Source organism: Enterococcus sp. NBRC 3427 (assembly GCF_007996925.1).
In the GTDB taxonomy this organism is placed as follows: domain Bacteria; phylum Bacillota; class Bacilli; order Lactobacillales; family Enterococcaceae; genus Enterococcus_B; species Enterococcus_B lactis.
This window is the reverse complement of record NZ_BJLL01000001.1, coordinates 18,437-31,705: the sequence shown is the minus strand read 5'-3', so window position 1 is coordinate 31,705 and position 13,269 is coordinate 18,437. Positions and strand designations below refer to the sequence as shown.

The window sequence follows — 13,269 nt, the reverse complement described above, 5'->3', positions numbered from 1 at the left end:
TGTTAAAATGAGAGAGATTTGTAAAAAGGAGACGAAAATATGATTACTTTAAAATCAGCACGTGAAATTGAAATGATGGCAGAATCTGGCGCTTTATTGGCAGATGTACATAAAAATCTGCGTGATTTTATCAAACCAGGCATAACAAGTTGGGATATTGAGGTATTTGTCAGAAACTATATCGAGAGTCATGGAGGAATCGCTGCGCAAATTGGCTTCGAAGGGTATGAATATGCAACTTGTATCAGTATCAATGACGAAATTTGTCATGGATTTCCTCGGAAAAAACCTTTGAAAAGCGGCGATTTGGTAAAAGTCGATATGTGTATCGATTTGAAAGGCGGCATTTCCGATTCTTGTTGGGCTTATGTAGTAGGAGAATCTACACCTGAGATCGACCGATTGATGGAAGTAACGAAGAAAGCATTGTACATCGGTATTGAGCAAGCACAAGTAGGAAATCGAATCGGCGACATCGGTCATGCTATCCAAACGTATGTAGAAGGCGAAAATCTAGCAATCGTCCGTGACTTTATTGGTCATGGCGTTGGTCCTACGATCCATGAAGAACCAGCCGTTCCTCATTACGGAGAAGCTGGAAAAGGTTTGCGATTGAAAGAAGGTATGGTCATCACGATCGAGCCTATGGTCAATACCGGAACTTGGAAAATGAAAATGGATCCTAATGGCTGGACTGCTTATACAAGAGACGGCGGATTATCTTGCCAATATGAACATACATTGGCTATTACTAAAGATGGCCCTAGAATCTTGACATCACAAGGAGAAGAAGGTACCTATTGAACCAGCCAATCAATAGGTACGGGAGAGGTACATGAAAGTTTGGAACAAAATAAAACAAAATGAAAACCTGATGCGCTTTATTGAGACGACTCAAAAGCGCATCACTGATTCAGAAATGAGTACGACCTCGGTTGTCGTTGCTTATTATTTACTCTTGTCTTTATTTCCATTGATTATTGCTTTTGGTAATATTTTGCCGTTTCTCCACATCGATCAAGAGACTGTACTGACCTATTTACGAGAAGTGATTCCTGAGACCGTTTACCAGTTTATTGGCCCTGCAATCAAGGACCTTTTGACACAAAGTTCAGGCGGTTTGCTATCCGTTTCTGCTTTGGCGGCCTTATGGTCTGCCAGTCAAAGTATCAACGCTTTACAAATTGCGATGAATAAAGCGTATGGCGTAGAAAATAGAAAAAATTTTTTGATTGTCCGCTTCTTCTCGCTGATTGTGATCGTCTTGTTCATGATTGCCATTAGTGGAGTAACTATCGTTCTTGGTTTAGGACAGCTGATTTTAGATGCGATCCAACCGATTGTACAAATACCTGTGAACTTTATTGATCAGTTCCAAACGTTGAAATGGCCAATCACATTGGTGGCTTTATTTGTCATCATGTTCTTGATTTATTTAATTGTCCCTAATGCTCAGTTGAAGTTGAAGACGATTATTCCAGGTACGATCTTCGCTACTGTCGGCTGGATGCTGTTATCACAAGTGTTTAGTATCTATGCCAGATATTTTGCAACGAGGATCAGCGGTTATCAGATCATAGGAAGTTTTATTGTCCTCATGCTTTGGCTTAATTTTGCTGCTACGATCATCATTTTGGGCGGAATCATCAATGCAGTTGTTCAAGAATACGTGACGGGACATCAAATCAAAAAACGTCGAGATCCAAGCCGAAAATGGTTCAATAAATTGAAAGCTAAATTTTCTCATAAAAAAAAGTAGAAACAAGAGTTCTTATTGTAAATTTATATCAGTAATTTATAATAATTATGACTCTTAATTAAAGTAGGTGCCCATATGCTTGTTTCTTTTAGTATGGTTATAAGATTTTTTCTGACAATTTTATTATCACTGATATTAACACCTGTATTTAAAATCATTTCAGTACAAACGGGTATGGTCGACAAACCAAATGAAAGAAGGATAAACAAAGTTCCAATGCCTTCCGCAGGCGGACTGCCCATTTTTATTTCATTTGTTATATCGACTTTATTCTTATTCCGTAAAATCATTCCACAATCGTATATTGTGCCGATCTTGCTCGCTTCTTTGGTGATCATCGTCACAGGAGTACTCGATGATAAATTTGAGCTGACGCCTAAACAAAAGAGTGTAGGGATCTTGCTTGCCTCTCTTATTATTTATTTTGTAGCAGATATACGCATTGATTCCTTTACGCTTCCTTTTATTGGCTATATCCAATTAGGGTGGCTTAGTTTCCCTGTAACGATTTTTTGGATCTTCGGTATCACGAACGCAATCAATCTGATTGACGGTTTAGATGGGCTAGCGGCAGGGATTTCATTGATTGGTTTAATCACGATAGGCATCATTGGGTATTTTTTCCTTCATGCTTCCACAGTGTACATCCCGGTTGTTATTTTCTGTCTTGTAGCAAGCATTATCGGATTTTTCCCGTACAATTTTTATCCGGCAAAGATTTATTTAGGCGATACAGGAGCGTTATTCTTAGGGTTCATGATGGCCGTCCTTTCACTACAAGGGCTGAAGAACGTAACTTTTGTTTCGTCAATTTCTCTACTGATCGTCATGGGCGTTCCGGTAACAGACACGTTTTTTGCTATCATTAGAAGAAAAGCAAACCGTGTTTCTTTTTCTACAGCAGATAAAAAACATCTTCATCACCGACTAATCAGTTTAGGATTTACTCATAAAGGTGCCGTCTTGACGATTTATGCGATGGCTTTGATGTTTTCTTTCACAGCTATGGTCATGAATTATACTGGAAGAATCGGAACGATTGTATTGATTATTGCTATGCTATTTGCTGCAATTTTATTATTTGAATTGATTGGTCTGATTAACGAGAAACATCAGTTTATTTTAAAAACATTGCGATTTTTAGGGAATAAAGAGTATCGTACGCAAGTAAAACAGAAATATTTGAAGAAATGGAACCGTCATATAGATGAATAACAAATTAAACCAGCCAATTCTTATTAGTATTGTAACGGCGAACAGTGATAAGATTTTTCGGACACTAGATAATTTTATTTCAACTGTAAAAGATGAAACAGCGATAAAAATTCGGATTTTTGACAACAACTCCCTTCCGGAATATAAAAGCAGACTAAAAGAATATGTGACATATCCGTATATCGAAATCTATTTTCATGATGAAAATTCCGGTTTCGGTTATGGACATAATCACAATCTGCTGAACAGCAATTGCCACTATGGTATTATTTGTAATCCAGATATTTTAGTGGATGAAGAAACAGTTACAGCATTGGTGTTGTTACTGAAAGAACATCCCGAATGCGCGATGTTAGCACCTAAGATTCTTAATGAAGATGGGACCACTCAGCACCTCATCCGTGAGCGGCTGGCTGTTTTTGATTATGTTTTGCGCTTTGTGCCTTTCAAATGGGTCAAAAAAAGGTTTGATAAACGGCTAGCTGTCTTTGAATGCCGTGGCTTGCCCACTGATGTTGATAGTTATGTGCGAATGATCTCGGGCAGTTTTATGGTAGCTGATATTGATAAATTTAAAGAGATAAGGGGATTTGATGAGCGTTTCTTCATGTACTTTGAAGATAATGACTTGTGTTTGAGTTTTGAAAAAGCAGGTTACAAATTATTGTACACACCCTTTTATGCAGTCGTCCATTTTTATGGAAAGGGTGCACATCGAAATGCAAAACTTTTTCGTGTGTTTTTGACTTCTATGATGAAATTTTTCAATAAGTGGGGGTGGCGTTTTTTCTGATGAAACCAGAAATAGTAGTAGTAGTCGTGCTCTATCAGCAACTATTCAGCCAATCTCCTACTTATGAACCATTAAGCAAAGCACTTAGCGAAAAGCATATTCAGCTTGTTATTTACGATAATAGTCCTCAAAGACAGCAAAATGAGCTGTTTGAAAAAGAAAATACCATTTACTATCATGATCCGCAAAACCCTGGATTAGCGGCAGCTTATAATTATGCGTTGTCTCAAGCAAATGAAAGAACACGTTGTATCGTTACATTGGATCAGGATACGAGGCTAGTCGACGACTATTTTGAAATCTTGCGTAAAGTAGCTTTTACAGATGAATGTGTTGCTGCAGTTCCGATGATTTTTTCTGGGGGACGGCAAGTTTCTCCCGTCTATTCAAATCATTATATCAATCGCACAGCACAAGCAGTAGAAGTAGACGGTACGACAGCTGAAAGAATCATGGCAATCAATTCAGGTGTGGCATGGTCTGTCAAATTTCTAAAAAAGATTGGCGGGTTTAATCCTGCTTTTTCTTTAGATTTTTTGGATCATTGGCTGTTTTGGAAAGTGAATCAGTTGGAAAAAACGGTGGAGATACTACCAGTACGACTGGAACATGATCTTTCGGTATTAGACTATGAAAAAGTTTCAAGCAATAGATACCGTTCTATTTTACAAGCAGAAAATCTATTTTATCATGAATATGATCAAAGACATTTATCCAGTCACCGACAACAATTATTGTTAAGAACAGTTAAACAGTTTTTGACCGTCAAAAACCGGCATATCTGGCGGATGACTTTGCGCTCATATGTTAAGAATTGGAAGGTGTGAATTCGTGCGTTCGGTTTGTATAGCTACCTTTAATGGGGGCAGATATTTAAGAGAGCAGTTGGATAGTATTTTATCTCAGCTTTCAGCAGAAGATGAAGTGATTATTTCTGATGATGGGTCAGTAGATGATACATGGGATATATTGACTGAATACGCAGAAAAAGATAGACGGATAAAGCTTTTTTCAGGACCTCGTCAAGGGTTGATCGCTAATTTTGGCTATGCGATCCAGCAGACGAAAGGAGAGCTAATCTTTTTGGCAGATCAAGATGATGTTTGGTTAGAGACAAAAGTGAAAAAAATCACTGACTATTTTGAACAGCATCCGGATCAGTTAGTAGTCGTTTCAGATTTGATCATTGTGAACAGTAAGCTGCAAGAGATCCATGCCTCCTATTTTTCATTCCGAAATTCCAAAGAAGGATGGGTCAATAATGTGATACGAAGTCATTATATTGGTGCAGGTATGGCTTTTCGCTCTTCGTTGAAATCCGATATTTTGCCGATTCCCTCAGAAGTGCCTATGCATGACATGTGGATCGGTTTGTTGGGAGGAAGGAAGACTGGGTTTCTGAGAGAACCTTTGACACTGTATCGAAGACATGATTTAAATGCGAGTGAGATTGAAACGCATTCTAAATTACGCCAAAAAATTTCTTGGCGTGTTCATCTGATTACGGCGTTGATCAAACGAAAATGGTTTAAACGTTGATAAAAGATGTTTAAATCCTTAATATTTCCATGACAAATATAACGATTGATGAGATAATAGCAAAGTGAAATTTGAAATCAAAAAGGAGAGCATATATCCATGAAGGGAATCATTCTTGCTGGGGGCAGCGGAACACGTCTGTACCCTTTAACAAAGGCAACATCGAAACAATTGATGCCGATTTATGACAAACCAATGATTTATTATCCAATGTCTACTCTGATGTTGGCGGGAATCAAAGAAATTCTGATTATTTCAACGCCACAAGATACACCACGTTTCAAGGAATTATTTGGAAACGGAAATGATTTAGGACTGCAGATCGAATATGCAGTACAAGAAAGTCCAGATGGATTGGCACAAGCATTTATCATTGGAGAAGAATTTATTGGAGATGACAGTGTCTGTTTGGTATTAGGGGACAATATTTACTATGGTGGCGGTCTGTCTAAAATGTTGCAACGAGCAGCTTCAAAAGATGCAGGCGCGACAGTATTTGGCTATCATGTCAATGATCCAGAACGCTTTGGTGTAGTAGAATTTGATGAGAATATGCAAGCTTTGTCGATTGAAGAAAAGCCTGCTCAGCCAAAATCAAATTACGCAGTAACTGGCCTTTATTTTTATGACAATGAGGTGATTTCTATTGCTAAAGGAATCAAACCGTCAGAACGTGGAGAACTAGAAATCACAGATGTCAATAAAGCATATTTGGATAAAGGAAAACTATCTGTAGAACTTATGGGACGCGGATTTGCTTGGCTTGATACAGGAACACATGAATCATTGCTTGAAGCATCTACCTTTATCGAAACGATTGAAAAACGTCAGAACTTAAAAGTGGCTTGTTTGGAAGAAATTGCTTACCGTATGGGCTACATTGATAAAGAACAACTGCTAGCCCTTGCACAGCCTTTGAAAAAAAATCAATACGGTCAATATTTATTGAATTTGGCCGCTGAATAAGGAGTTCCTACAGATGAAAGTAACAGATACAAAATTAACAGATGTAAAAATCGTAGAAATGGATGTCTTTGGCGACCATCGCGGTTTTTTTACAGAAAGCTATTCAAAAGCAAAATTTGCAGAACATGGATTAGATTATGACTTTGTTCAAGACAATCATTCATTATCTGCTGAAGCTGGTGTTCTTCGGGGACTCCATTTCCAAAAAGGAGAAGCTGCACAGACAAAATTGATTCGTGTGGTTACTGGAGCAGTTTTAGACGTAGTAGTGGACATCCGCAAAGGCAGCCCGACTTATGGTCAATGGGACGGATTTATCTTATCTGAACATAATCATCGTCAGTTGCTTGTACCTAAAGGATATGCACATGGATTCGTTACTTTGACACCAAACGTGAACTTCCTTTACAAGTGTGATAATTACTATAATGCAGAAGCAGATGGAGGCATCGCATTTGATGATCCAGATTTAGCGATTGATTGGCCAATTGATCCATCAAGAGCGATTATGTCTGAAAAAGATCACCGTCATCCGACATTAAAAGAATTTGAAGCAGAAAATCCATTTGTTTACGGAGAAATCTAAGAATTAAGGAGAAATTTTCTTATGAAAAACATCATTGTTACCGGAGGTGCCGGATTCATCGGCTCTAATTTCGTTCATTACGTGGTAAACAATCATCCAGAAGTGCATGTCACTGTTTTGGATAAACTGACTTATGCAGGAAACAAAGAGAACTTGGCTGGACTTCCTAGCGATCGCGTAGAATTGGTCGTAGGAGATGTTGCAGATGCAGAATTAGTGGATCGTCTAGTAAAAGAAGCGGACGCAGTTGTTCATTACGCGGCAGAATCCCATAACGATAATTCATTAAAAGATCCTTTCCCATTTGTACAAACGAATATCATTGGTACGTATACACTTTTAGAAGCTTGCCGCAAGTATGATGTACGCTATCATCACGTATCTACTGACGAGGTTTACGGAGATCTTCCATTACGTGAAGACCTACCGGGACATGGAGAAGGCGAAGGAGAAAAATTCACTGCCGAAACACCATATAATCCTTCAAGCCCATATTCTTCTACAAAAGCTGGTTCAGATCTGTTAGTAAAAGCGTGGGTACGTTCTTTTGGCTTACGTGCAACTATTTCAAATTGTTCAAACAACTATGGTCCTTACCAGCATATTGAAAAATTTATACCTCGCCAAGTAACGAATATTTTAAGCGGTATTCGTCCAAAATTATATGGTGAAGGGAAAAATGTTCGTGACTGGATCCATACAAATGATCATTCTTCAGCAGTGTGGTTGATCTTGACAAAAGGCAGAATTGGCGAAACCTATCTGATCGGTGCGGACGGCGAAGAAGATAATAAGACCGTGATGGAATTGATCTTAGAAATGATGGGTCAACCAAAAGACGCATACGACCATGTAAACGACCGTGCAGGGCACGATTTGCGTTATGCAATCGATTCGACAAAATTGCGAGAAGAGCTAGGTTGGCAGCCTGAGTTTACGAACTTCCGTGATGGGTTGGCTGACACGATCAAATGGTACGAAGAACATGAAGACTGGTGGAAAAAAGAAAAAGAGGCCGTTGAAGCAGCATATGCCAAAAATGGACAATAATACAGAGGAAATTTCACTGTATTAATGGAAAAACACATGTGAGGCAGGCGCTCGCCTGTCTCTTTTTTAAAATAAAAATCAAGGAGCGGATAACCATATGTTTTTATTAACTGGAGGAAATGGACAATTAGGTACAGAATTGCGCCATTTATTAGATGAAAAAAATCTGCCATATGTTTCAACAGATGCAAAAGACTTGGATATCACAGATGCTGAGAAAACAATGGCTTATATTACAGAATTAAAACCGGATGTTATTTTCCATTGTGCAGCTTACACAGCAGTAGATAAAGCAGAAGAAGAAGCAAAAGAATTAGATGAGAAAATCAATGTCGATGGCACAAGAAATGTAGCACTTGCAGCAAAAGCTGTGAATGCTCAATTCGTCTATATCAGTACAGACTATGTCTTCGATGGAAAAAACAAAAATGTAGAGTACGAAGTAGATGACCAAACGAATCCGCTAAATGAATATGGTCGTACGAAATTATTAGGTGAAAAAGCAGTAGAAGAGATTTTAGAAGACTATTATATCATTCGAACTTCTTGGGTTTTCGGGATTTATGGACACAATTTCGTCTTCACGATGCAACGCCTAGCGGAAACCCGCGACAAACTGACTGTAGTAAATGACCAGTTCGGGCGGCCAACTTGGACACGTACTTTGGCAGAATTTATGGTATATGTTATCGAAGAAAAAGCACCATTCGGTATTTATCATTTGTCGAACAAAAATAGCTGTTCTTGGTATGAATTTGCAAAAGAAATATTGAAAGATACAGATGTGGAAGTAGCGCCTGTTACATCAGAAGAATTTCCACAAAAAGCAACGCGTCCGCAGTATTCAGTCATGAGCCTGAAAAAGACAGAAGCGTTAGGATTTGCCATACCAACTTGGCAAGAAGCACTTGCGCAAATGCTGGAAGCTGCCAAAAAAATGAATAAGTAATTTCCTTTTTATCAAATAGAATTTGGAGCATGATATGGAAAAACAAACAAGAAGTGCACGACGAAAAGAAAAACCAAAAGCGAATCAGGCAGATTCGAATTTGGTGCTTGACCTGTTTCTAAAACTCCGATACCTTATTGGTGTTTTAGTCATCGTGGTCATTGTTACTTTTAATTTAAACGGAAGTTCACTTGGTGTTTGGGATAAATATGTGTCGCAAAGAGACGATGGGAAAAAAACTGATGTGATTTTTGGACAGAATCGGGAAGTGCGGTCAGATGAATGGCTGGTGCAGACACCTTTTTACCTCTCACAAGCTGAAGAGGACTTTCCGTTGGTGAACGAAGATTATTCATTGAACGGACAAAATATGATCATTGCGTATAATTCTCCTGTAAAGGATATTACGGTTATCGGAAAACCATTCAACTGGGGATTCTTTTTCCTCGGAAGAGATCGAGGCCTTTCCTTTTATTGGGCGATGAAATTAGTCGTCATGGTCTTGCTTGGATTCGAAGTACTGATGATATTAACGAAGAGAAAAAAAGCTCTATCGCTGATCGGTGCATTTGCGCTGACGTTTTCTCCAGCAGTCCAGTGGTGGTTCATGCAGCATGTGGGCGATTTGATTTTCTTTACTTTGGGACTGATGACTGCTTTTTATCATTATTTCTACAATCATGATAAAAAATGGTTGCGAACGTTGATGATGTTTTTGGTGGTTATTTTCGGTATTGGGTTTATTTTAGTGATTTACCCAGCCCATCAAGTGATGCTGGCGTACTTGCTGATTTTTTATTTTGTTGGCTTGCTTATTTACTACAGCAAGAAAATTTCTTGGGATCTGTTGGATGTAGTGTTGATTGGAGGGGCAGTTTTATTTATTGGCGGAGTCATGGTTCATTTCTGGCTGACGTCAAAAGACGCATTGTTAGCTTCTTTGGATACCTTATATCCAGGAAAACGAGTCAGCACCGGTGGAAAGTGGACGATTGGCGAATTTTTTTCTTTCCTGACAAACTGGAAAATCCCTTTTGAAGACATCAACTATTCGAATAACTCTGAAGTGGCTTTGTTCTATCACTTCTTTCCAACTGTATTCCTAGCCAGTCCATTTGTGTTATTTGGCAAAAAAGATAGTGAACAAAAGTTATTGGGACGTATTTTGATGATTTTTTGTCTGTTTTCTATCTTTTGGATTACCGTTGGATTGCCAAAATGGCTAGCAGAAATTACTCTGCTGTCTTATGTTCCTCCTTTAAGAGCCATCCTTACTTTTAGTTTTGCGGCTTGCCTATTATCAATTTGGTTCATCGCTTATATTTGGAGAGAAGATGTTATTCCTATTTGGTATAAATTCATTTTACTGGCAGTAAACGCATGGTCTTATTTCTATGCAATTACTCATTCGAAGATGGATAATTATTTTTCAGATTTCGAAACCATCGCAGTTGCTGTGTTGGGAACAGTGATTTTAGCTTTTGCATTATTTGGCTGGAGACGCTTGTTTTATCTTGCTTTTGCCGGCGTGATCATCGCATCTGGTTTTTTTGTCAATCCAGTCGTAGAAGGTACTGGAGCGATTTTTGAAAAAACACTGGCAAAAGAAATCCGAAAAATCGATCAACAAGACCCTGGCAAAGTCTGGTTGACTGAAGATGAACTGTATAACTTCACCCCAACTTTGGGTGTGAAATCTTTCAATACAGTCCGCTTTTATCCAGATATGGCTGCATGGAAGAAAATCGATCCAAAAGAAGAATATGAGAAGTATTATAATCGGTATGCTCACACAAGAGCTTTTATCGCTAAGGAAGATACAAAGTTCATTTTAGATCGTCCAGATATGTTCTCAGTCACGTTGAATTTTGAAGACGCAGAAAAATTAGGGATCAACTATGTAATCAGTAAACGACCGTTAACTGATTACAATCAGTTATACGAAGCTCAATTCACACAACTATATGGACCGGATAAAGATGGTTATATGATTTTTAAAGTAGAATATCCGGATTATCCAGATGTACCACAAACACAAACTCAGGAAAATCAGCTAGTCTTACAGTAATGGGCTAGCTGAGAATAACCCTGAAGTATTATTAGAAAGGAGAGTGGAGATAATTCAAGCAATCGTACAAAAATTTGTCAACAAAATGAGTGCTGGTTTCTTGCTTTTGTTGCTGACGCTGGTCTTTTTTGTTTGGACAGCAGGATTAAGCTTCCCAGCCACTTTGTTTATATATAACAACAGTTCGCTACTTATCACTTTTAGTGTGGCTATTTTGCTCATTTTAAATGTTTATAAAGCAAAAGGCGTCGATTTTCTTTATCTAGGTGTTGCGCTTGCACTTTTCATTTTCTTTTCTTACTTTCGGGAATTAAGAAATGAGTCTTTATTTGGAGATTTACTGTTTCCTTTGATTATTTTATTTTGTTTAGTAATTAAATGGATTGAGTGGACAAAATGGGATCGCGGGATTTATCTGCTTGTCTTTACGGTCTTCCTCGGAATCACGTTATATCGTGTATTTACAGAGATCCAAGTACCAGAAGGACAAAGCATCTGGACGCCAGGCAATTCGCTTTCTGATATTTGGATCAATACGAATACAATCGGAAGTTCTTTGATGACTCTTGCTTTATTGATCAGCGGATTTGCAAGTTCTTTTGAACGATGGTATGTTCGAATCATCGGTGGGATAGCAGTCGTTGCTGCCTTTTTAGGTATTTGGGTCTGCCAATCAAGAGGCGCATTAGTTGCATTGATTGTTTTTGCAATATTGGATCTTTTACCTAAATCATTGATGCGTGTCATTCGTGCACCGTTTATTGCCTATACGGTTACGATTCTTTTGGCTTTACCGATTTCTTATCTAGCCGCTGTTTCCGAAAAAGTCAATTTGTTTACCGGTCGAGAAGATATTTGGCATAAATTCTATCAGACGCTAGGAGAAAAATCTGAGCAAGTTTTACTAGGGATGAAAACATTCATCTTCCAACGAGGAAACCAATTTTTAGGAAACCACAATAGTTATAATTCTATTTTGAATATCTATGGGTTAATAGGGTTTGGAGTTGCTGCTTTACTGCTTATCCTTTTTATTGGTCGCTTAACGTTGAAAGCAGATTTATCCAACGGGCAGATGACTTTTATCTGGGCCTTTTTTGCGGTGATGATGCAGTCATTTATGGAGGATACATTGACTTCATACCCATGGGTTCCGATTATTTATATCCTGTTGGCTATGTCCGTTCATCGCTATGATGAAACGAAAGTTGTGGAAGAATACTATGACATAGAAGAGCCATATGACGACATGAATGCTGGGGATCCAAGTTATGAGGAACAACCAGATAGCGCTCATTCTTCTAGGATCCAACGCTATCATTGATAGGCGCAAAATACGAGAGAGGCTGTGACAACCGTCGCAGCCTTTTTTGGTTTATTGCAATTGTCTAGCATCTTCTGTAAAATAGAAACGTTAGAGAAAATCTTGTATCATAGAAAATTAAGAAATAAATAAGAACGCAGCTCGGTACCAAAAATATGGTAAAATGGCACTTGACTGTAATTCACTGAAATCGCTTGGAGGAACACAAATGTTTAAAGATTTGTATTTATTTATGAAGGACATTTATCAGAACAGAAAATTACTGCTACAGTTTTCGATCAATGACTTCAAATCAAGATATGCAGGATCGTTTTTAGGGATCTTATGGGCGTTTATCAATCCGTTATTTACTGTATTGATTTATTGGCTGGTATTTGGCGTTGGATTGAAAGCACAAATGATCGATGCAAAATACCCATTTATCGTATATTTAGTTACAGGGATGATTCCTTGGTTCTTCTTCTCTGATGCCTTTGCATCAACTACGGTTGTTTTTCGGGAATATACTTATTTAGTAAAGAAAGTCGTATTCAATATTCGTATCTTGCCCACGACGAAAATCCTATCCAATCTGTACACCCATTTATTCTTCATTCTGATTGGCATAGCTGTTGCGCTTATAAATGGTATATATCCTTCAGCCATGTCTTTACAGCTGATTTACTATCTATTTTGTATGTGTGCTTTCTTGACAGGATTGACTTGGCTGACAGCATCCATCCAACCATTTTTACCAGACATCATGCAATTGATTACGATTGTCCTGCAGTTGATCATGTGGACATTGCCGATATTATGGAGCCCGAACCAGTTTGACTCAGGTCTTGTAAGCATATTGAAATTAAATCCGCTGTACTATGTTGTTCAAGGCTATCGTGAGTCGTTTTTAAGTGAAGCTTGGTTCTGGGAGCATGGAACATATACTTTGTATTTCTGGGTGTTCACATTAGTAATGTTCGTAATCGGCTCTGCAGTGTTCCGTAGATTGAAACCACATTTTTCAGATGTGCTGTAAGGAGA

The 13,269-nt window shown here is 38.3% G+C and carries 13 protein-coding genes; all 13 read left to right on the top strand.

Annotated elements, in window-relative coordinates; genetic code table 11:
- The first annotated feature begins 39 nt into the window (after nt 1–39).
- The 13 genes from map to ESP02_RS00080 all read left to right on the top strand — a co-directional run bounded on the left by map (nt 40) and on the right by ESP02_RS00080 (nt 13,264).
- A complete protein-coding gene (gene map / locus ESP02_RS00140; RefSeq protein ID WP_002292891.1) occupies nt 40–804 on the top strand; it encodes a type I methionyl aminopeptidase in 765 nt (254 codons plus the stop codon).
- A gap of 31 nt (nt 805–835) precedes the next feature.
- Nucleotides 836–1,759: a YihY/virulence factor BrkB family protein gene (locus tag ESP02_RS00135; RefSeq protein ID WP_002292890.1), complete on the top strand. Its 924-nt coding sequence runs from the start codon at nt 836–838 to the stop codon at nt 1,757–1,759.
- A gap of 75 nt (nt 1,760–1,834) precedes the next feature.
- Nucleotides 1,835–2,974 (top strand): MraY family glycosyltransferase, encoded by a 1,140-nt coding sequence (locus ESP02_RS00130; RefSeq protein ID WP_002329034.1) that lies wholly within the window; start codon nt 1,835–1,837, stop codon nt 2,972–2,974.
- Nucleotides 2,967–3,767 carry a glycosyltransferase gene (locus ESP02_RS00125; protein WP_002375235.1) on the top strand — a complete coding sequence of 267 codons (801 nt, stop codon included), beginning with the start codon at nt 2,967–2,969 and terminating at the stop codon, nt 3,765–3,767. The genes ESP02_RS00130 and ESP02_RS00125 overlap by 8 nt, the downstream gene beginning before the upstream one ends.
- Complete coding sequence (locus ESP02_RS00120) at nt 3,767–4,594, top strand: glycosyltransferase (protein ID WP_002375232.1); 828 nt, start codon at nt 3,767–3,769, stop codon at nt 4,592–4,594. Before ESP02_RS00125 ends, ESP02_RS00120 begins: the two co-directional genes overlap by 1 nt.
- Before the next feature lie 4 nt (nt 4,595–4,598).
- Complete coding sequence (locus ESP02_RS00115) at nt 4,599–5,306, top strand: glycosyltransferase family 2 protein (protein ID WP_002292885.1); 708 nt, start codon at nt 4,599–4,601, stop codon at nt 5,304–5,306.
- Between the two features lie 99 nt (nt 5,307–5,405).
- The gene (gene rfbA / locus ESP02_RS00110; RefSeq protein ID WP_002292884.1) at nt 5,406–6,272 is read left to right on the top strand and encodes a glucose-1-phosphate thymidylyltransferase RfbA; all 867 of its coding nucleotides are present in this window, start codon (nt 5,406–5,408) and stop codon (nt 6,270–6,272) included.
- A gap of 13 nt (nt 6,273–6,285) precedes the next feature.
- The gene (gene rfbC / locus ESP02_RS00105; protein ID WP_002292883.1) at nt 6,286–6,858 is read left to right on the top strand and encodes a dTDP-4-dehydrorhamnose 3,5-epimerase; all 573 of its coding nucleotides are present in this window, start codon (nt 6,286–6,288) and stop codon (nt 6,856–6,858) included.
- Nucleotides 6,859–6,879: 21 nt separating this feature from the next.
- Nucleotides 6,880–7,908: a dTDP-glucose 4,6-dehydratase gene (rfbB, locus tag ESP02_RS00100; protein ID WP_002292882.1), complete on the top strand. Its 1,029-nt coding sequence runs from the start codon at nt 6,880–6,882 to the stop codon at nt 7,906–7,908.
- Nucleotides 7,909–8,005: 97 nt separating this feature from the next.
- Entirely contained in the window at nt 8,006–8,857 is an 852-nt protein-coding gene (gene rfbD / locus ESP02_RS00095) for a dTDP-4-dehydrorhamnose reductase (RefSeq protein WP_002375230.1), read from the top strand.
- Nucleotides 8,858–8,891: 34 nt separating this feature from the next.
- Entirely contained in the window at nt 8,892–10,925 is a 2,034-nt protein-coding gene (locus tag ESP02_RS00090) for a hypothetical protein (protein ID WP_038398977.1), read from the top strand.
- 43 nt (nt 10,926–10,968) lie between these two features.
- Complete coding sequence (locus tag ESP02_RS00085) at nt 10,969–12,249, top strand: EpaQ family protein (RefSeq protein WP_002375226.1); 1,281 nt, start codon at nt 10,969–10,971, stop codon at nt 12,247–12,249.
- Nucleotides 12,250–12,457: 208 nt separating this feature from the next.
- Nucleotides 12,458–13,264 (top strand): ABC transporter permease, encoded by an 807-nt coding sequence (locus tag ESP02_RS00080; protein ID WP_002289081.1) that lies wholly within the window; start codon nt 12,458–12,460, stop codon nt 13,262–13,264.
- Nucleotides 13,265–13,269: the final 5 nt, after the last annotated feature.

What these genes read in the sequence shown, in the direction of transcription:
- ESP02_RS00135 (WP_002292890.1), top strand. Translation starts at nt 836, where the DNA reads ATGAAAGTTTGGAACAAAATAAAACAAAATGAAAACCTGATGCGCTTT.
- rfbB (WP_002292882.1), top strand. Translation starts at nt 6,880, where the DNA reads ATGAAAAACATCATTGTTACCGGAGGTGCCGGATTCATCGGCTCTAAT.
- ESP02_RS00090 (WP_038398977.1), top strand. Translation starts at nt 8,892, where the DNA reads ATGGAAAAACAAACAAGAAGTGCACGACGAAAAGAAAAACCAAAAGCG.
- rfbA (WP_002292884.1), top strand. Translation starts at nt 5,406, where the DNA reads ATGAAGGGAATCATTCTTGCTGGGGGCAGCGGAACACGTCTGTACCCT.
- rfbD (WP_002375230.1), top strand. Translation starts at nt 8,006, where the DNA reads ATGTTTTTATTAACTGGAGGAAATGGACAATTAGGTACAGAATTGCGC.
- ESP02_RS00125 (WP_002375235.1), top strand. Translation starts at nt 2,967, where the DNA reads ATGAATAACAAATTAAACCAGCCAATTCTTATTAGTATTGTAACGGCG.
- ESP02_RS00120 (WP_002375232.1), top strand. Translation starts at nt 3,767, where the DNA reads ATGAAACCAGAAATAGTAGTAGTAGTCGTGCTCTATCAGCAACTATTC.
- rfbC (WP_002292883.1), top strand. Translation starts at nt 6,286, where the DNA reads ATGAAAGTAACAGATACAAAATTAACAGATGTAAAAATCGTAGAAATG.
- ESP02_RS00130 (WP_002329034.1), top strand. Translation starts at nt 1,835, where the DNA reads ATGCTTGTTTCTTTTAGTATGGTTATAAGATTTTTTCTGACAATTTTA.
- ESP02_RS00080 (WP_002289081.1), top strand. Translation starts at nt 12,458, where the DNA reads ATGTTTAAAGATTTGTATTTATTTATGAAGGACATTTATCAGAACAGA.
- map (WP_002292891.1), top strand. Translation starts at nt 40, where the DNA reads ATGATTACTTTAAAATCAGCACGTGAAATTGAAATGATGGCAGAATCT.